A 19,164-nucleotide genomic window follows, 5' to 3' on the forward strand; every position below is an offset into this window, starting at 1 on the left:
GGGTGACGCGCAGGCCGCCTTCGGCCAGGGGCGGAGGCGGGCCGAGTTCAGGGTGCGGATGACTCAAAAGATTCTCCTCAACCACGCGCGCCACGTACCGGTGGGCACGTGGCGCGCATGACGTTCGTGCAAGAGCAGTTGTCGTTGTCGGGTGTGCAGGCACCGGTGGTCCTGCTTGTTCAGTTGTGTCGCCCGTGGGGTCCCGTGCTGCGGGGACGAGGCCGGGCGGTGCGGGGTTTCCCGCGAAGTCTCGGTGTCAGAGCTGTACCCCGCCGGCAGCAAGATCGATCTTGAGCTGCTCGGTCTCTTCCTCGGTCAGCTCGATCATGGGGGGCCGCAGCGGGCCCGCGGGCAGCCCCTGCAGCGCGAGGGCGGCCTTGGTGGTCATGACGCCCTGGGTGCGGAACATGCCCGTGTAGATCGGCAGCAGCTTCTGGTGGATCTCGGTGGCCTTCTGCACGTCGCCGGAGGTGAAGGCGTCGATCAGGGCGCGCAGATCCGGGGTGACGACGTGGCCGACGACCGAGACGAAGCCGACCGCGCCCACGGAGAGCAGCGGCAGGTTCAGCATGTCGTCGCCGGAGTACCAGGCAAGTCCCGAGCGGGCGATGGCCCAGCTGGCGCGGCCCAGGTCGCCCTTGGCGTCCTTGTTGGCGACGATGCGCGGGTGCTCGGCGAGGCGGACGATCGTCTCGGTGCTGATCGGGACGCCGCTGCGGCCGGGGATGTCGTAGAGCATCACCGGCAGGCCGGTGGCGTCGGCGATGGCCGTGAAGTGCCGGTACAGACCCTCCTGCGGGGGCTTGTTGTAGTACGGCGTGACGGTGAGCAGGCCGTGCGCGCCGGCCTGCTCGGCGGCGCGGGCCAGCTCGATGCTGTGGTGGGTGTCGTTGGTGCCGACGCCGGCCACGACGTGGGCGCGGTCGCCGACCGCCTCGAGGACCGCGCGGATCAGGTCCGCTTTCTCCGCATCGCTGGTGGTGGGTGACTCGCCGGTGGTGCCGTTGACGACCAGGCCGTCGTTGCCTGCGTCCACCAGGTGGGTGGCGAGCCGCTGTGCGCCGTCGAGGTCGAGTGCGCCGTCCGCCGTGAAGGGCGTGACCATGGCGGTGAGGACCCGCCCGAAGGGGGTCTGCGGAGTCGAGGTCGGAGCCATGGGTAACACGCTACTCGCTGCCCGGCGCGGGGGCTCTACTCGGGGAGGGTGACAAGTCCTGACAAAGGCGGAGCCCGGCACTGCCTGCTCGGGGGTTCAAGCAGTGCCGGGTCCGTTTGTTCAGGCTAGATGAATGCCTACAAAGGCCGCAATACGGACACTTCACGCGGATGATCCGTGCACCGGTACCGGTGTCGCGGGCGGCCGGCCGGCCGATGCCGGCCTCAGGGGGCGACTCGGCCGTTGGCGTTGAAGGCGGCGTAGGTGAGCGGCATGAGCTTCGCCCACTCGGCCTCCATCTTCTCGCCCACCATCTCGATCTCCCGCTGCGGGAAGGAGGGCACCTTGGCCAGCTCGTGCTTGGTGCGCAGGCCGAGGAAGTGCATCAGGGAGCGGGCGTTGCAGGTGGCGTACATCGACGAGTACAGACCCACGGGCAGCACCGAGCGGGCCACCTCCCGGGCGACGCCGGCGGCGAGCATTTCCTGGTAGGCCTCGTAGGACTGCCGGTAGGAGTCCTCCATCACCCGGCCGACCAGCTCCTGCTGGGCCTGGGTGCCCTCGACGAAGTGGTACTTGCCGGGCCGGCCCTGCTGGACCAGCTTGCGGGAGGCGTCGGGGATGTAGAAGACGGGCTCCAGCTGCCGGTAGCGCCCGGACTCCTCGTTGTACGACCAGCCGACGCGGTGCCGCATGAACTCGCGGAAGACGAAGATCGGGGCGCTGATGAAGAACGTCATCGAGTTGTGCTCGAAGGGGCTGCCGTGCCGGTCCCGCATGAGGAAGTTGATCAGGCCCTTGGAGCGCTCCGGGTCCTTCTGCAGTTCGTCCAGGGACTGCTCGCCGAGGGTCGAGACACGCGCTGCGAACAGCACGTCGGCGTCCGACGCGGTGTGCTTGACCAGCTCGACGGTCACATCGCTGCGGAAGCTGATCTTCAGGTCGTCGGCGGGGGTGTCGGTCACGTTCTGAGGGTCCCTTTCGTCACGTCGTGCGGGCGGCCCGGCACGTCTCACGGGCGCCGCCCACTCTACGGCCCGGCACTGACACCGGGACGTTCGGTGCCGGGCCGCGACATCGCCGGTGAAGGCCGGAGAATCCCGGGAAAGCGGGCACCCTTCGCACCCGTTGTGCGTCTGTAGGAGTGAGACACCCACGCGTGTATGAGCCACGTACCCGCGTTCGATCACTGTGTCGCCGGCAGAGAGAGGAAAGGAGCCGAGCGCCGATGTCCGTCCGGCGGGAGTCTGTCCCGTTCGCCTTCGTCGCCGAGGCCGACAGGTTCCGCAGCAACGTCACTCCCCCGCCCCCGCCGCGGCCGACCCCGGGCCAGATCGCCGGGCGGTGCCTGCTGGGCCTGACCGTCGTCGCCGGGCTCGTGGGGTCCCTGATCCTGGGGATGCCCGCGTTGTCGGCCGACGACGGGCCGGCGCAGACGTCGCAGGCCGTGCAGAGCCGCTGAGCCGGGCACGCACCGTCGGCCCCCCGAGGGTGGTGAGCGCGGGCACAGCCGGATAGCCTCACCGGCACAGCCCCTGCCGGGACCGAGTGAGGACCAGCCGTGCCCCTGCCCTTTCTGACGGCCGACCGCGCTTTCGACACGGACGACGACGTCGCCCTGCCCGGTGACGCGCCGGAGCACTGGCGGCGTCCCTACCGGCCCGGGCCATGGCGGGTGGGCGCCGCCGCGCTGATGCTGCTGCTGTCCTCGTTCGTGCTGCTCGCCGGGGTCGCGATCATGCTGACCGGCGACCCGGCCTCGGCGGCGGTGTGCTGCGCCGTCGGCCTGGCCGTCGTCGCCGGGGCGCTGCGGCTGCTGCGCATGGGCGTGTGGGTCAGCTCGCGCGGCCTGCGCCAGGTGCGGTTCTTCGTCACCCGCACGACACCGTGGGCGCAGGTGGCCGCGGTGCGCACGCTGCAGCAGCCGGTGCGGTGGCTGGGGCTTCCGCGCACAGTCCAGGGGCAGGCCCTGGTGCTGCGGCGCCGCCGGGACCGCGATGGGCAGGACGCTCCGCCGCTGCTGACCACGCACAACGCCGACTTCCTGGGACGGCCGCCGGCCTTCGACCGGGCCGCGGACACGGTGGAGGCCTGGGCGGAGGAGCACCGCAGCCGCTGACGCTCCCCGGCAGGGCAGGTCACCGCGGGGCCGGACCGGTGTGCCGGGACACGCACCTGCCGCACGGACCGCGGCGCCGGTGTCTCAGGGAAGCGGCAGCGGTTTGCCGTCGTGCAGGGCGATGGCGCGCTGCATCGCCTTGCGGGCGCGTGCGGTGTCGTGGGCGTCGTGGTAGGCGACGGCGAGGCGGAACCAGGTGCGCCAGTCGTCGGGGGCGGCCTCCGTCTCGGCCTTGCGCTTGGCGAAGACCTCGTCGGCGGAGTCGCGGTCGATGCGCCCGCTGGGGAGGCGTTCGAGCTCGTCGACGGGCAGGCCGCCCTCGGCGTCGAGCTCCGCGGCGAGCTGGTTGGCCCGGCGGACGAACTGGGTGTTCTTCCACAGGAACCACAGGCCGATCACCGGCAGGATCAGTACGGCGATGCCGAGGGCGATCGTGACGGGCGTGCCGGACCGGACGAGCAGCACGCCACGGCTGCCGACCAGGACGAAGTAGAAGACCAGGACGGCGGCCGTGACGATGTAGGTGATCTTCGCGCGCATGGGAAGCTCGGGTCTCTCTTCGCTCAGCCGAGGTCGAGGAAGTGTTCCAGGCCGAAGGTCAGGCCGGGGGCGGACACGACGCGGCGCACACCGAGCAGGATGCCGGGCATGAAGCTGCTGTGGTGCAGCGAGTCGTGCCGGATGGTGAGCGTCTCACCCTCGCCGCCCAGCAGGACCTCCTGGTGGGCGAGCAGGCCGCGCAGCCGCACCGCGTGCACCGGCACCCCGTCGACGTCGGCGCCGCGGGCGCCGTCCAGCGCGGTCGCGGTGGCGTCCGGTGCCGGGGCGGTGCCGGCCCGGCGGCGGGCCTCGGCGATGAGCTGGGCAGTGCGGGTGGCGGTGCCGGAGGGGGCGTCCACCTTGTTGGGGTGGTGCAGCTCGACGACCTCCACGGATGCGAACAGCGGCGCGGCGATCTGCGCGAACTTCATGGTGAGCACGGCCCCGATGGAGAAGTTCGGGGCGATGAGCACCCCGGTGTCCGGGGAGGCGGCGAGCCAGCCCTTCAGCTGTGCGAGGCGCTCGTCGGTCCAGCCGGTGGTGCCGACGACGGCGTGGATGCCGTTGCGGACGCAGAACTCGAGGTTGTCCATGACCGACGCCGGGGTGGTCAGCTCGACCGCCACCTGGGCGCCGGAGTCGACGAGGGTCTCCAGGGCGTCGCCCCGGCCGAGGGCGGCGACCAGTTCCATGTCGTCGGCGGCCTCTACGGCCCGTACGGCCTCGGAACCGATCCTTCCCTTGGCACCGAGGACCGCCACGCGCAGCTTGCTCATCTCTCAGCTTCCTTACGACCGGGGCTGCCCGGCCCGCGGGCCGGGTGCAGCAGGGTGGTGACCAGTGATCGTACGGCCCGGGGCGGTCAGGAGACCGCCGCGTGCAGTCCGGCGGCCTGCTTGTCCTTGAGCGGGCCGATGACCGACAGCGAGGGCCGCTGTCCGAGGACGTCCCGGGCGACTTCGCGGACCTCGTCCGGGGTCACCGCCGCCATCCGGGCGAGCATGTCGTCGACGGAGATCTGCTCGCCCCAGCACAGCTCGCTCTTGCCGATACGGTTCATCAGCGCCCCGGTGTCCTCCAGGCCGAGGACGGTGGAGCCCTGCAGCTGTCCGACGGCGCGGCGGATCTCGTCGTCGCTCAGTCCGTTCTCGGCGACGCGGTCGAGTTCGTCGCGGCAGATCCGCAGCACGTCGTGCACCTGGCTGGGCCGGCAGCCGGCGTAGACGCCGAACAGGCCGCAGTCGGCGAAGCCGGAGGTGTAGGAGTACACGCTGTAGGCCAGGCCGCGCTTCTCCCGGATCTCCTGGAAGAGCCGGGAGGACATGCCGCCGCCCAGGGCGGTGTTGAGGACGCCGAGGGCCCAGCGGCGCTCGTCGGTGCGGGCCAGGCCGGGCATGCCCAGCACCAGGTGGGCCTGCTCGGTCTTGCGGCCGAGCAGCTCCACGCGGCCCGCGGTGCGCACGACGCGCCGCCCGTTGCGCGGGGCGAGGGGCACGGCGTCGGCATTCTTCAGCGCACCGGCCCGCTCGAAGGCGGCGCGGACCTGGCGTACGACCTTGGCGTGGTCGATGTTGCCGGCGCAGGCGACCACGAGGTGGGTCGGGTCGTAATGCTTCTTGTAGAAGCGGCGGATGCGGTCGGCGGTGAGCGCGTTGACCGTCTCGACGGTGCCGAGGACCGGGCGGCCGAGCGGGGTGTCGCCGAACATGGTGTGGGCGAACAGGTCGTGCACGCAGTCGCCGGGGTCGTCCTCGGTCATGGCGATCTCTTCGAGGATCGCGCCGCGCTCGACGTCGACGTCCTCCTCGCGGATCAGCGAGCCGGTGAGCATGTCGCAGACCACGTCGATGGCCAGCGGCAGGTCGGTGTCGAGCACCCGTGCGTAGTAGCAGGTGTACTCCTTGGCCGTGAACGCGTTCATCTCGCCGCCGACGGCGTCCAGGGCGGCGGAGATGTCCAGCGCGGAGCGGCGTGCGGTGCCCTTGAAGAGCAGGTGCTCCAGGTAGTGGGTGGCACCGCCGAGCGAGCGCGTCTCGTCGCGGGAGCCGACGTGCGCCCAGATGCCGAAGGTGGCCGAGCGCACGGACGGCAGGGTCTCGGTGACGATGCGCAGGCCGCCCGGGAGGGTGGTGCGACGCACGGTGCCGATGCCGTTGGTGCCCTTGACGAGGGTTTGGGTACGGGCGACGGCCCGCCCCTCCGGAGAGGTGCGGGCCGTCGCCTTGAAGCCACGGGACGTCACTTGGCGGCGGCGTCCTTCTCGTTCGCTTCCTCGCCCTCGAGGACGGGGACGAGGGAGAGCTTGCCGCGGGAGTCGATCTCGGCGATCTCGACCTGGACCTTCTGGCCCACGCCGAGCACGTCCTCGACGTTCTCCACGCGCTTGCCGCCGGCCAGCTTGCGGATCTGCGAGATGTGCAGCAGACCGTCCTTGCCGGGCAGCAGGGAGACGAACGCACCGAAGGTGGTCGTCTTCACGACCGTGCCGAGGTAGCGCTCGCCGACCTCCGGCATCGTCGGGTTGGCGATGCTGTTGATGGTGGCGCGGGCGGCCTCGGCGGAGGGGCCGTCGGAGGCACCGATGTAGATGGTGCCGTCGTCCTCGATGGTGATCTCGGCGCCGGTGTCCTCCTGGATCTGGTTGATCATCTTGCCCTTCGGGCCGATGACCTCGCCGATCTTGTCGACCGGGATCTTCACGGTGATGATCCGCGGCGCGTTCGGGGACATCTCGTCCGGCCGGTCGATCGCTTCCATCATCACGTCGAGGATGTGGAGGCGGGCGTCGCGGGCCTGCTTCAGGGCCGCGGCCAGGACGGAGGCCGGGATGCCGTCCAGCTTGGTGTCGAGCTGGAGGGCGGTGACGAAGTCCCGGGTGCCGGCGACCTTGAAGTCCATGTCGCCGAAGGCGTCCTCCGCACCGAGGATGTCGGTGAGGGTGACGTAGTGCGTCTCGCCGTCGATCTCCTGGGAGATCAGACCCATGGCGATGCCGGCGACCGGGGCCTTGAGCGGCACACCGGCGTTCAGCAGCGACATGGTCGAGGCGCAGACCGAACCCATCGACGTGGAGCCGTTGGAGCCGAGGGCCTCGGAGACCTGGCGGATCGCGTACGGGAACTCCTCGCGCGAGGGCAGCACCGGGATGAGGGCGCGCTCGGCCAGGGCGCCGTGACCGATCTCGCGGCGCTTGGGGGAGCCGACGCGGCCGGTCTCACCGGTGGAGTACGGCGGGAAGTTGTAGTTGTGCATGTAGCGCTTGCGGGTCACCGGGGAGAGGGTGTCCAGCTGCTGCTCCATGCGCAGCATGTTCAGCGTGGTGACGCCCAGGATCTGGGTCTCGCCGCGCTCGAACAGCGCCGAGCCGTGGACCCGCGGGATGGCCTCGACCTCGGCGGCCAGGGTGCGGATGTCGGTGACACCGCGGCCGTCGATGCGCTTCTTCTCCTTGATGACGCGCTCACGGACCAGCTGCTTGGTCAGCGCGCGGTAGGCGGCGGAGATCTCCTTCTCGCGGCCCTCGAACTCGGGCAGCAGCTTCTCGGCGGCCAGGTTCTTGACCCGGTCCAGCTCGGCCTCGCGCTCCTGCTTGCCGGCGATGGTGAGGGCCTGCGCCAGCTCGGGCTTGACCGCGGCGGTCAGCGCCTCCAGGACGTCGTCCTGGTAGTCGAGGAAGATCGGGAACTCGGTGGTCGGCTTGGCGGCCTTGGCGGCGAGGTCCGACTGGGCCTTGCACAGCACCTTGATGAAGGGCTTGGCGGCCTCCAGGCCGGCGGCGACGACCTCCTCGGTGGGGGCCTCGGCACCGCCCTCGATCAGCTTGATGGTCTTCTCGGTGGCCTCGGCCTCGACCATCATGATCGCGACGTCGCCGTCCTCCAGGACACGGCCGGCGACGACCATGTCGAAGACGGCGCTCTCCAGCTCGGTGTGGGTCGGGAAGGCGACCCACTGGCCGTTGATCAGCGCGACACGGACGCCGCCGATCGGGCCGGAGAAGGGCAGACCGGCCAGCTGCGTCGACGCGGAGGCGGCGTTGATCGCCACGACGTCGTACAGGTGGTCGGGGTTGAGCGCCATCACGGTGGCGACGATCTGGATCTCGTTGCGCAGGCCCTTCTTGAAGGACGGGCGCAGCGGGCGGTCGATGAGGCGGCAGGTGAGGATCGCGTCCTCGCTGGGCCGGCCCTCACGGCGGAAGAAGCTGCCGGGGATCTTGCCGGCGGCGTACATCCGCTCCTCGACGTCGACCGTGAGCGGGAAGAAGTCGAGCTGGTCCTTGGGGTTCTTGGAGGCGGTGGTGGCCGACAGGACCATGGTCTCGTCGTCCAGGTACGCCACCGCGGAGCCGGCGGCCTGCTTGGCCAGGCGGCCCGTCTCGAAGCGGATGGTGCGGGTGCCGAAGGAACCGTTGTCGATCACGGCTTCGGCGTAGTGGGTCTCGTTCTCCACTAGCGTTTTCTCCTCGTCCTCGTCCTCCCGCCCGTGCGGCAGGGGGACGGTGGCGGAGAAGCGCTCCGTGCGGTGCGGGCCGGTCTTCGATCGAAGCACCCGGGGCTCATCCCCGGGGGCCACTACCGAGGACCGGCGGCGTCGAGGCGCGCTTCTCCTCGTTCGTCGTGCGCCCGGCCCGGCCCCTGCGGGGGATGGGCCATCACACTGTGTCATGCGTAGTGCCTTCTGGTACCACAGTACAAAGCGGCACTGACAGTCCGCACGTCCCGCGACGGCGCAGGACGTGCGGGGCTCGTGCCCGCGGTGCGGCCGGGCCGCGGCACGCGACGGAGCGGAGCCGCCGTGCGCACGGACCGCGAGCACCTACGAGCACATACGGCGAAGGGAGCGGTCCCCTTGTCCTGCGACGGGAACCGCTCCCTTCACGGCGTCTTACTTGGCGCCCGCAGCACCGCGGCGGATGCCGAGGCGGTCGACCAGCGTACGGAAGCGCTGGATGTCCTTCTTGGCGAGGTACTGCAGCAGGCGGCGGCGCTGACCGACCAGGATCAGCAGGCCGCGGCGGGAGTGGTGGTCGTGCTTGTGGGTCTTCAGGTGCTCGGTCAGGTCGGAGATCCGACGCGAGAGCAGGGCGACCTGGACCTCGGGGGAGCCGGTGTCACCCTCCTTGGTACCGAACTCGGCGATGATCTGCTTCTTCGTGGCGGCGTCGAGCGACACGCGTACTCCTCATGCTCTTTCGAGTGCCACCGAGTGCCCCTGGTCTTCTTCTCAGGGGAGCTTCCATGACTCGGGAGGCCGGGCTCGCTGGGCGCGTCCCCCAGGGCGGGCAGGATGACCTGCGGTTGCGCCGGGGGTGCGTACACAAACGGCCGCCGCTCAGGTTACCAGGCGCCCGGGCCCGGCTTCGCACCGGTGGGCGCAACCCGCCTGCCGGAACCGTGCGGGCCACTAGGGTGAGGCCAGGACCCTGCACGGTGGGTACCGGCCTCGTCACCGGGGGCGCACCGCGCGCTGGGGTCCTGCCACGCCGTCACTACGTCGGGAAGGGGTCGCTGCGGCATGACGGAGACGGAAGCGGAGATCAAGGCACGCAAGGAACGGGAGCGCGACGAACTGTACGCCCTGGACATCTCGGGCGTGGAATGGCACTGCGCCCCGGGCACGGAGGACCACGAGGAGCGCGTCGAGATCGCCTACCTTCCCGGCGGCGCCGTCGCCATGCGCTCCTCCCTCGACCACGACACGGTGCTGCGCTACACCGAGGCGGAGTGGCGCGCCTTCGTGCTGGGCGCCCGGGACGGGGAGTTCGACCTGGAACCGGCGCCGGGGGACGACGAGCCCGACGGCGACGGGAAGTGAGGCCCGGGGCCGGGCACGGCACGGCGCCGTGAAGCGGGGCGGGGCGGCACGGGGGTGCCGCCCCGCTCGGGGTGGGTGCCGGTGTCCTGTGGTGGGTGCCGGCCCCTCCCTGTCATGGTTCCCCTCGCCCGCGCCGTCAGTGCTTCAGGCCGGCGGTGCCGTAGCCGACCGCCATCAGCACCTTCTTCTCGGGCTCGTCCTCGTCGTGCGCGAGTGCGCGCCGCCCGAAGAAGATCCTTCCCTTCTCGACGACGATCTCCGTCTTCTCCGGGTCGTTCAGCTCGAACGCGACGTCCTGGGGCAACTGGATGAGCAGCAGCAGGGTCTCCTTGTCCGTGCGCGGGTTCCAGCTGATCAGGGCACCCGGGTTGAAGGCGTTGGAGACGCGGTAGATCAGCAGGTCGTCGCCGCTCCTGCGCAGCGGTACGACCTCCTGCAACCAGCGGCCGTCGAACTTGCGCACGCTCTTGCCGGTCTTCAGGTCGAACGCCACGATCCAGTTGGACGGTCCTTCCTTGCTGAAGTCCTCCTTGCTCGCGACATAGACCTCGGTGCGGCCCACGACCACACCGTCGCAGGTCTCCAGCAGACCGAAGAACCCATGATCCCGCTGCCCGCAGGCGGGCTCGTAATCGTGCAGCGAGATGGTCGTCTGGTGGCGGCCCTGGTCGTCGAGCGCGATCAGGTCGGTGACCTGGGTGCCGCCGGCGGCGACGGCGAGGACCGGCGGGTCGGAGGAGGGCAGGTAGACGGATCCGACGCCCCTGGCGACCCGGTAGGTCCACAGCGGCTTTCCGGTGCTGGGATCGAGCTTCTGGACACGGTAGGTGGCGTTGTCTCCCTCTCCGCACTCCTCGAGGGCGAGCAGCGCGGGTCCGCCTGCGAAACCGGCGTCCTCGCAGTGGGAGCCCAGGGTGCTGTTCCACAGCCGGCGGCCGCTCTTCATGTCGTACGCCACCGAACCCCGGCCCCAGCCGATCGCGACGACGCCCTCGGTCAACGTGATGTTGGTGTTCGTGACGTAGGCGAAGTCGGCGGACGGCATCGTCTTCTGCCACAGCTTGCGCCCTGTGTTCAGATCGAAGAAGACCACCTGTTCGCAGACGCTCGCGTCCGGGGCGTCCGCCTCCCTGTGCGGCTGGACGACCACCGCCGTACGACCGTCGACCGTGACGTGCCGGCTGACGGCGCAGATGTGGCCGCCGAGTTCCAGGGTCCAGACCGTCTCGTCGTACCGGTCGTTGATCCGGTAGCCCTCGACCCGGTCGGCGAAGCCCCGGGCGAGGATCTTGTCGGTGGCCCAGGTGCCGGGCGCGTAGCGGGGGTGGAGTTCGTCGAACTTCTCGAGGTGTTCGGCGTAGTGGTCGATCACCTTTCGGCCCTCGGGCGACACGGGGGGTGTCTCCACCGTGTCGCGGATCTCGTCCGGGGCCGGTGCCGCCGCCTGCTTGCCGTCCGCGGGAGTCCCCTCCCGCGCCAGGAACCACCACGACAGTCCGCCCGCGGCCACCAGGACCAGGGCGACGGCGACGGCGAGGATGCCGAACCTGCGCCGGCGTCTGCGGGCCTGGTCGGCCGCCACGGCCGACTGGGTGTAGACGGAAGGGGGTGGGCCGTAGCTCACGTGTCGACACAACCTTTCGTGACCGAAGGGGGCCGGTGCCTGACCGAGTGCGGCGCTCTTGTCCGTCCGGCGCGAGCGGCCCCATCGGCTCGCCTGCCGACCGAAGCACGTGCTGGTGCGGGGGCGCCGCTGCCCCGCGCGGACCGGGTCCGGCGAGCGCCGGAGGCGGCAAGCGGTCTCGGCCCGGTCGCGGTGTCCTCCCGTGGCGCCTTGCCCGGCGCGGCGTCGTGCCGGCGGTGGTGGCCGGCCGTCAGCCGGTCATGGAGCGGACGGTCGCGTAGACGTCGAAGACGGCCAGGGCCAGCGGGACCAGAGTGAGCAGGACGAAGCCCTCGCCGATCTCCATGCAGCGTCCCCAGAAGGGGCTGAGCCCGGTGCGCGGCACGATCAGGCCGATCGCGGTGATCAGAAGCGCTCCCGCGGTGATCGCGGCGGTCAGCCAGATGGTGCGCAGGTCCAGGGCACCGCGGTCCCCGTGCAGGACGAAGTCGGTGAGGGCGTGGCCGGGCGGGTTGAGCGCGAGCCCGAGCAGGAGCAGCACGACCGCCGCGAAGCCGGCGGCCAGGACACAGGAGACCTGCGCGGTGTACCGGAACAGACGGGCGCGCAGCAGCATGGCCAGCCCGGAGGCGAGGGCGAGCAGCTGGGCCCAGACGTCGTCGGAGAAGCCGAGGACGGCGGCGGAGGCGACCACCACGGCGGCGGTGCCGCCGACCAGGCCCAGCAGCATCTCGTGGCCGCGCCGTGCCTGGGCCGCGATGCGCTCCGCGTCCAGGGGATCGACGTCCCGTCGCGCCGACTCCGGGTCGAACTCCTCCTGGGTGGTCGACCGCGGCGAGGCGTAGCCGACGGGCAGGCGGGCGAACCGGCTGGACAGCGCCGGCAGGAAGGCGACCATGCCGATCGCGACGGGCGCGCACCCCGCGGCGATGTCGGTGGCGGAGGCGCCCGTGAGCACCGCCACGAAACCGGCCAGCGTGCCGGCCGTCGCCGCGAACGCGGCCGCCACGAACGGTGCGTCACCCCCGGGGGTGAGCGCGACGAGCGCCACGGAGGCGACCAGGGCGACGGCACAGCCCAGCATGAACTGCAGCGCGCCCGGTCCCTGCCCCGGTTCGGGTCCGACGATGCCGCACCCGGCGATCAACAGCAGCGGCAACGTGCCGAGGCCGATCGCGACCGCGCCGACCCGGTCGGCGTACACCCGCGCCCGCACACCCGCGAAGGCGGTGAGCAGCACACCCAGCCCGCCCGCGACGATCCCGGGCAGACCGTGCATGTCGTGGCGGACCGGATCGGCGTACCACAGCACCAGACCGCACATGACCAGCAGCAGTGCACCGCCGGCGAGTCCCGCCGCGCGCAGCAGGTCGTCGCTCCACAGGTGCCGGTCGCGGACGACGGCCGAAGCCACCGCGTCCGCCACGTCGTCGTAGACCGCGGGCGGCAGCGACTCGGCGAACGGCCGGAGGCTGAGCACCTCGCCGTCGAGGATCCGCTCGTCCGCCAGCGTGCGGGCGCCGTCGAGAACACGGCCGTCGCGCCGCACCAGGTGGTAGCCGGTGGGTGTGCCGGCCTCCTGGGTCTGGCCGGTGAGGCGCAGGATCTCCGGGTAGACGTCGGCGATGGCGATGTCCACCGGGAGCGCCACGTCGATACGGCTGTCGGGTGCCACGACGGTGACTCTGCAGAATCCGGTCGCCGCGGTCGTACTCACCTTCCATGACCCCCTGTTCGCGGATGCGCACGCTGCGGTCGTCACCCTACCGGCAGCCGTTGCCGTGCATGACAAGTAGGATCGCCGGAAAGCGCGAAACGACCGTCGCCACGGGGGTGCCGGTGTTCGACCGATCGTCCGTACAGGGGGCTTGGATACTCCGGTGAGTCAGATCGTCATCAAGCGCCCGCCGCGCAGCCTGCCACCCGAAGTCCCTTCGGACGAACTGGTGTTGGAGGCTCCACCGGAGCTTCCGCGGGGCCAGCAGGAGAGCATGCTGATGCAGATCCTGCCCACCCTCGGCATGGCCTCATCGGTGGTGTTCTACTTCGCGTCCCCGAACGCCCACCCCTTCATGCGGGTCATGGGTGTTCTGATGCTCGTGTCCACCGCCGCGATGGTCGTCTCCCAGATCATCCGTTACCGGCGTGGTGCGCAAGGGCAAATGGCCGATGTGCGCCGCGACTACCTGCGCTACCTGGCCCAGACCCGGCGGACGGTGCGCAGGACCGCGCTGCGCCAACGCGACGCGCAGCTGTATCTGCATCCCTCACCGGACCAGCTGTGGTCGGTGGTGGCGGAGGGCAGCCGGGTGTGGGAACGCCGCGCCACCGACAAGGACTTCGGGCAGGTGCGGATCGGTCTCGGCCCGCAGGAGCTGGCCACCCCGCTGGTGGCACCGCAGACGGCTCCCGTGGACGAACTGGAGCCGCTGTGCGCGGGGGCGCTGCAGCGGTTCCTCGCCGTGCACGGCCAGTTGGACGATCTGCCGGTGGCCGTGTCGCTGCGCGCGTTCTACCACGTGACCGTCTCCGGCACCCCGGACAGCGCGCAGTCGGCCGCCCGGGCACTGGTGGCCCAGGCAGTCACCCTGCATTCCCCCGACGACCTGATCGTCGCCGTGGTGACCTCACCGGGTGCCGTCGCCCGGTGGGACTGGACCAAGTGGCTGCCGCACTGCCAGGTGCCGGGCCAGTTCGACGGCGCGGGCACGCGCCGGCTCTTCGGTGACGACCTGGGCGAGCTGGAGCAGTTGCTGGCGAACCGGCTGGAGAACCGGCCGCGGTTCAGCAGGGACGGACAGCCGCTGCTGGACCAGCCGCACATCCTGGTGGTCCTCGACGGCGGCATGGTGCCTCCGACCTCGGCCTTCGCGGCGGTGGAAGGCCTGCAGGGCGTGACGATCGTCGAGGTCGTCTCCGGTGAGCTGGACCAGCCGCGCGGCGACCTGTCGATCGTCGTGCACCCCGAGCGGCTGCTGCTGGACTCCGGTGGCGACTTCGCCTACGAAGGTACGCCCGACCAACTGTCGCTGCCCGCCGCGGAAGCGCTGGCCCGGCAGCTGGCCCCGCTGCGCATGGGCGGCGGTGACGACGACGAACCGCTGCTGTCCAACCTCGACTTCACCGACCTTCTCGGTCTCGGCGACGCCGCCTCGGTGGACGTCGCACGCACCTGGCGGCCGCGTTCCATGCCGGAACGGCTGCGGGTGCCGATCGGCGTCGGCGAGGACGGCCAGCCGGTGATGCTGGACCTGAAGGAGGCGGCGCTGGACGGCATGGGCCCGCACGGCCTGTGCGTGGGCGCCACCGGTTCCGGCAAGTCCGAGCTGCTGCGCACCCTGGTGCTGGGCCTGGCGGTCACGCACTCCTCGGAGACGCTGAACTTCGTCCTGGCGGACTTCAAGGGCGGTGCGACGTTCGCCGGCATGTCGCAGATGCCGCACGTGGCCGCCGTGATCACCAACCTCGCGGACGACCTGACCCTGGTCGACCGCATGGAGGACGCGATCCGCGGCGAGCTGCAACGCCGTCAGGAGCTGCTGCGCGCCGCCGGCAAGTTCGCCAACATCCACGACTACGAGAAGGCACGTGCCGCCGGTGCCCCGCTGGAGCCGCTGGCCTCGCTGGTCCTGGTGATCGACGAGTTCTCCGAACTCCTCGCCGCCAAACCCGACTTCATCGACATGTTCATCCAGATCGGCCGCATCGGCCGGTCGCTGGGTGTGCACCTGCTGCTGGCCTCGCAGCGTCTGGAGGAGGGCCGGCTGCGCGGCCTGGACACCTACCTGTCGTACCGCATCGGTCTGCGGACCTTCTCGGCCGCCGAGTCCCGCGCCGCCCTGGGTGTCCCGGACGCCTACCACCTGCCGTCCGTCCCCGGCTCCGGGTATCTGAAGTTCGGCACGGACGAGATGGTGCGGTTCAAGGCCGCCTACGTGTCGGGCCCGTATCGCGCCGCGGGCCAGGAGGTGACGCACGACAACCGGCCGCTGGTGCGCCGGCCGGCGCTCTTCACGGCTCCGGCCGTTCCGGTGCCCGTCGCCGACCCGGTCCCGGACACGGCTCCGGCCGCACGCAGCGAGGACGAGGCCCTGGCCGACACCGTGCTGGACGTCATCGTGCAGCGGCTGGAGGGCCAGGGCGTGCCCGCCCACCAGGTGTGGCTGCCTCCGCTGGACCAGGCACCGGCGCTGGACCAGTTGCTGCCGCCGCTGTCCGCGTCGCCGGAACGCGGCTTCCACGCGGCGGAGTACACGCGCCTGGGCGGGCTCACGGTCCCGCTGGGGCTCATCGACAAGCCGTTCGAGCAGAAGCGCGAGGTGCTGTACCGGGACTTCTCGGGCGCGGCCGGGCACATGATGATCGTGGGCGGCCCGCAGTCCGGCAAGTCGACGTTCCTGCGCACCCTGATCACGTCGTTCGCGCTCACGCACACCCCGCAGGAGGTCCAGTTCTACTGCCTGGACTTCGGCGGTGGCGGCCTCGCCTCACTGACGGACCTGCCGCATGTGGGCGGCGTCGCCTCCCGGCTGGACCCGGAGAAGGTCCGCCGCACGGTCGCGGAGGTGGCCGGTGTCCTCAACCGCCGCGAGCAGCTGTTCCGGGCACGCGGCATCGACTCGGTCGCCACGTACCGCAAGCTGCGCGCCTCCGGCGAGCTGTCCGGCGAACCCTGGGGCGACGTGTTCCTGGTGATCGACGGATGGGGCAGTTTCAAGGCCGACTACGAAGGACTCGACGAGGTCGTCAACGACATCGCCGGACGCGGTCTCGGCTACGGCATCCACGTCGTCATCTCGGCCTCGCGCTACCTCGAGGTGCGGTCGGCCCTCAAGGACCAGATCCTCGGCCGGCTCGAGCTGCGCCTGGGCGACCCGATGGACTCCGAGTTCGACCGCAAGGTCGCCTCGAACGTGCCGGCCGCCGTACCGGGCCGCGGTCAGGTCCCGGAGAAGCTGCACTTCATGACGGCACTGCCGCGCATCGACTCCTCCTCCTCGCCGGACGACCTGGCCGACGCCACGGCCCGGCTCGTGCAGACCGTCGCGTCCCACTGGCAGGGGTCCGCGGCTCCCGCGGTCCGTCTTCTGCCGCGCGTCCTGCCGGCCGACCAGCTGCCGAAGGGCTTCGAGTTCCCGGAGCGCGGCATCGCGATCGGCATCGACGAGGCGGACCTGGAGCCGGTCTTCATCGACCTGGACACCGATCCGTTCTTCCTGGTGTTCGGCGAGAGCGAGTCGGGCAAGACGAACCTGCTGCGGCTGATCGCCCAGCAGATCGCCGAGCGGTACACACCCGCCGAGGCCCGCATCGTCGTCGGCGACTACCGGCGCACCATGCTGGAGGCCGTACCCGAGTCGCACCTGCTCGAGTACGCGCCGATGGCCTCGGCGATGGAGGTCCACATGGACGCGGTGCGCCAGTTCATGGAGATGCGCGCACCGAAGCCGGACATCACCCCGCAGCAGCTGCGCGACCGCAGCTGGTGGAGCGGCCCCCAGCTGTTCGTCATCGTCGACGACTACGAGCTGGTGTCGACATCCACCGGCAACCCGCTGGCACAGCTGGTGGAACACCTGCCCTTCGCCCGCGACGTGGGCGTGAAGTTCATCATCGCGCGCAACTCCGCGGGCGCCTCGCGGGCTATGTACGAGTCGTTCATGCAGCGGGTGAAGGAGCTCGGCGCACAGGGCATCGTCCTTTCCGGTGACCCCAGCGAGGGCGACATCCTCGGCACCGTCCGGGCCCGCCCGATGCCGCCGGGCCGTGGCGTGTTCGTTTCGCGCAAGCGCGGTACGTCGCTGATTCAGGTGGGGATGCTCACCCAGCGCCACTAGAGTGATCAGTCAAGTCGCCGCTCCGCCGTGCGGGCGGAGCGGCCGGTCGGAAGGGGGAGGTAGTTCAGGTGGGCACTCACGGGGGCGACGGGGCGAAGAACCCCAAACCGTCGCTGGACGTCCAGCACGAGGCCATGAAGACCTTCAAACGACGGGTCGACGCACTGCTCGAGGAGCTGGACAGGTCGGAGGCCGCCCCCGGCAAGGTCGGCACCGACCGGCTCCAGCGCGCACAACTGGGCTCCTCCGATTTCAAAGAGGCACAGTTCCTCTACGACTCCTACACCCTTGTCCATGACGAACTGGAGAACCTCTCCAAGGCGCTGAGCGCACAGATCGAGGGCATGGGCCTCGCGGTGGAGGCCTCGCGGGTGGGCTACGCGAACCTGGACGAGGATCTGAAGGCCCGGATGCGAGCCATCAACGCGCAGGTGGAGAGGTACTACGTACCGGGACGTGATCCTCACGCACCGCGTGAGTCGGCCACGATGGTCACGTCCAAGGACACGTCCAAGGACACGGAGGAGTGGTGATGGGCGAGCAGCCGAAGAAGCACCAGCCGCAACTCGTTCGCACCGACTTCGAGTCCAAGACTCACGAGCAGCTGGTGGCCATGCTGGAGTCGGCCAGCTCCGCCGGCGCCCAGTCGCTGCATCAGAAGCTCGCCAAAGCGGCATCGACGATCACCAAGATCGGCGACGATCTCATGCAGTACGTCAAGGACCTGGAGTGGCAGGGCGACGGTGGTGACGCGTTCCGCGACTGGGCTGCGCAGACCGCCAGCGCCACCTTGAATCTGGGTGAGTACGCCCTGATCTCCTCCCGCTGCATGCAGGTGGTCTCCCAGGCCATCGCCGAGGCGAAGTCCGCGATGCCGGACACGTCGGAGACGCAGCAGGCCAGGGCCGACCTGAAGAAGGCCCACGAGACGATCGCAGCGACAGCGACGTCGAGCGCCCGGCACGATCCTGATGCTCGCAAGCTGACACAGACAGCCCAGTCGAATGCCGAGGAGGCGGAGTACCGGATCGAAAAGATCCGCCACGAGGCCATCCAGCAGCTGCGGAAGCTGGCGCAGACGTACGAGGCCACAGGGCAGCAGGTCAACAGCATGTCGCCGCCTACGTTTTCACCGCCGGCCAGGAACCTCGAGCCCAGAGCCTGGGTTATGGGCGACGAGTACCTTCATGCGAGCCAACTGGCGTCCACTTCGGCTCCCGACTCACGCGCCTACCAGGCAGGACACGCTCCTCTGCAGCGGCACAGCGATACCGTAAGCCCTGCCGCGCACACTGCACCGGTCCCTGTCGTCACACGCGATACCCGGGTGCTCCCGACTCAACACGTCCAGCAGTCCGAGCCTGTCAATCTGGGGCTTGACACCGTAGACACTCTCGCGCCTACTTCAGCACCGAGCTCTCCGGAGCCCAGAACGCCGCAGGCCGGCCCCTCCCGCCAGGAGCTCCCCACCTTGGGACAACCGCCCGCTGTGGCCACCCCAATCGGTGGGGGTGGGCAAGCGCCTTTTTCAGTGCCGCGGGCACAGCCACCGGCACAAATCCCGTCCGCGGCAGACGGACACTCCCTTCGTCTACCCCGCGAGTCCGGGATCGTCGGTGGACGACCGGTTTCTTCGGGGTCCGGTCGGGCATACAACAGCATCGGCCGCGGCACGGTCATCGGCGCAGAGAACACACAGGGGCGCATGAGCATGCCTCATGCGCTGCGTCCAGGCACCGTCGAACGACCTCCGAGTGCTGCCAAGGGCCCGTCTGCAGCCCGGCGACTGGCTTCCGAACCGGGAGGGAGGTTCGGAAGCGGTCACACCGGATCAGGACGTCCGACAGGGCGCCCCTTCACACCAGGCGGATCAGGGCTCGTAGGAACGTCGTCGAACACCGGTGACCAGCCACGAACTACAGCCACAGGCCGCACACAAGCACCGACAACGTCGGGCCGATCCCGGGAAACTGACAAGGAACAGCAGAGCCCACGGCCGGGCTACCTCGTCGAGGACGAAGAGACCTGGGTGCCTGACAGCCGTCGGGCACTACCGCCGGTGGTCGACTGA

General features: G+C 70.4%; 16 protein-coding genes (1 of these 16 running past the window's edge). 6 read left to right on the top strand and 10 right to left on the bottom strand.

Translation table 11 applies throughout. The features are described from left to right. From OG899_RS06095 to thyX, 3 genes are all read right to left on the bottom strand, one after another. Nucleotides 1-67: the 5' end (the start) of a ribonuclease J gene (locus OG899_RS06095; protein WP_125500181.1), read on the bottom strand. The gene continues 1,619 nt to the left of window position 1, outside the view; 67 of the gene's 1,686 nt are visible here — the first part of the coding sequence; it begins with the start codon at nt 65-67; its stop codon lies beyond the left edge, outside the window. A 189-nt stretch (nt 68-256) separates the two neighbouring features. Next, on the bottom strand, nt 257-1,156 hold the full coding sequence (dapA, locus tag OG899_RS06100) for a 4-hydroxy-tetrahydrodipicolinate synthase (protein WP_125500180.1): 900 nt from the start codon (nt 1,154-1,156) through the stop codon (nt 257-259). Nucleotides 1,157-1,380: 224 nt separating this feature from the next. After that, nucleotides 1,381-2,121, bottom strand: a complete 741-nt coding sequence (gene thyX / locus OG899_RS06105; RefSeq protein WP_125500179.1) for an FAD-dependent thymidylate synthase — start codon at nt 2,119-2,121, stop codon at nt 1,381-1,383. A 263-nt stretch (nt 2,122-2,384) separates the two neighbouring features. Between thyX and OG899_RS06110 the strand changes: the two genes are divergently transcribed. Beyond that, nucleotides 2,385-2,618 (top strand): hypothetical protein, encoded by a 234-nt coding sequence (locus OG899_RS06110; protein ID WP_125500178.1) that lies wholly within the window; start codon nt 2,385-2,387, stop codon nt 2,616-2,618. Nucleotides 2,619-2,717: 99 nt separating this feature from the next. Further along, nucleotides 2,718-3,275 carry a PH domain-containing protein gene (locus OG899_RS06115; RefSeq protein WP_125500177.1) on the top strand — a complete coding sequence of 186 codons (558 nt, stop codon included), beginning with the start codon at nt 2,718-2,720 and terminating at the stop codon, nt 3,273-3,275. An 84-nt stretch (nt 3,276-3,359) separates the two neighbouring features. Here OG899_RS06115 and OG899_RS06120 read toward each other — a convergent pair whose 3' ends face one another. From OG899_RS06120 to rpsO, 5 genes are all read right to left on the bottom strand, one after another. Further along, nucleotides 3,360-3,815 carry a tetratricopeptide repeat protein gene (locus tag OG899_RS06120; protein ID WP_125500176.1) on the bottom strand — a complete coding sequence of 152 codons (456 nt, stop codon included), beginning with the start codon at nt 3,813-3,815 and terminating at the stop codon, nt 3,360-3,362. A 23-nt stretch (nt 3,816-3,838) separates the two neighbouring features. After that, nucleotides 3,839-4,591: a 4-hydroxy-tetrahydrodipicolinate reductase gene (gene dapB / locus OG899_RS06125; protein ID WP_125500175.1), complete on the bottom strand. Its 753-nt coding sequence runs from the start codon at nt 4,589-4,591 to the stop codon at nt 3,839-3,841. Nucleotides 4,592-4,677: 86 nt separating this feature from the next. Then, the gene (locus OG899_RS06130) at nt 4,678-6,057 is read right to left on the bottom strand and encodes a pitrilysin family protein (protein ID WP_125500174.1); all 1,380 of its coding nucleotides are present in this window, start codon (nt 6,055-6,057) and stop codon (nt 4,678-4,680) included. After that, entirely contained in the window at nt 6,054-8,267 is a 2,214-nt protein-coding gene (locus tag OG899_RS06135; protein WP_125500182.1) for a polyribonucleotide nucleotidyltransferase, read from the bottom strand. The genes OG899_RS06130 and OG899_RS06135 overlap by 4 nt, the downstream gene beginning before the upstream one ends. A 435-nt stretch (nt 8,268-8,702) precedes the next feature. Then, nucleotides 8,703-8,990, bottom strand: coding sequence for a 30S ribosomal protein S15 (rpsO, locus tag OG899_RS06140; protein WP_030619140.1), 288 nt, complete (start codon nt 8,988-8,990; stop codon nt 8,703-8,705). A gap of 342 nt (nt 8,991-9,332) precedes the next feature. Between rpsO and OG899_RS06145 the strand changes: the two genes are divergently transcribed. Beyond that, the gene (locus OG899_RS06145) at nt 9,333-9,632 is read left to right on the top strand and encodes a DUF397 domain-containing protein (RefSeq protein ID WP_125500173.1); all 300 of its coding nucleotides are present in this window, start codon (nt 9,333-9,335) and stop codon (nt 9,630-9,632) included. A 136-nt stretch (nt 9,633-9,768) separates the two neighbouring features. Here OG899_RS06145 and OG899_RS06150 read toward each other — a convergent pair whose 3' ends face one another. Next, nucleotides 9,769-11,256: a PQQ-binding-like beta-propeller repeat protein gene (locus tag OG899_RS06150; RefSeq protein ID WP_168132223.1), complete on the bottom strand. Its 1,488-nt coding sequence runs from the start codon at nt 11,254-11,256 to the stop codon at nt 9,769-9,771. A gap of 250 nt (nt 11,257-11,506) precedes the next feature. Continuing rightward, nucleotides 11,507-12,973 carry a type VII secretion integral membrane protein EccD gene (gene eccD, locus OG899_RS06155; RefSeq protein WP_168132224.1) on the bottom strand — a complete coding sequence of 489 codons (1,467 nt, stop codon included), beginning with the start codon at nt 12,971-12,973 and terminating at the stop codon, nt 11,507-11,509. A gap of 163 nt (nt 12,974-13,136) precedes the next feature. On the opposite strand from eccD, the gene eccCa reads away from it, so the two are divergent. The 3 genes from eccCa to OG899_RS06170 all read left to right on the top strand — a co-directional run bounded on the left by eccCa (nt 13,137) and on the right by OG899_RS06170 (nt 19,164). Further along, complete coding sequence (gene eccCa, locus OG899_RS06160; RefSeq protein WP_168132225.1) at nt 13,137-17,093, top strand: type VII secretion protein EccCa; 3,957 nt, start codon at nt 13,137-13,139, stop codon at nt 17,091-17,093. A 68-nt stretch (nt 17,094-17,161) separates the two neighbouring features. Then, nucleotides 17,162-17,626: a hypothetical protein gene (locus tag OG899_RS06165; RefSeq protein WP_168132226.1), complete on the top strand. Its 465-nt coding sequence runs from the start codon at nt 17,162-17,164 to the stop codon at nt 17,624-17,626. Beyond that, nucleotides 17,626-19,164: a hypothetical protein gene (locus OG899_RS06170; RefSeq protein ID WP_168132227.1), complete on the top strand. Its 1,539-nt coding sequence runs from the start codon at nt 17,626-17,628 to the stop codon at nt 19,162-19,164. Before OG899_RS06165 ends, OG899_RS06170 begins: the two co-directional genes overlap by 1 nt.

Source organism: Streptomyces thermoviolaceus (assembly GCF_045209695.1).
Taxonomy (GTDB): domain Bacteria; phylum Actinomycetota; class Actinomycetes; order Streptomycetales; family Streptomycetaceae; genus Streptomyces; species Streptomyces thermoviolaceus.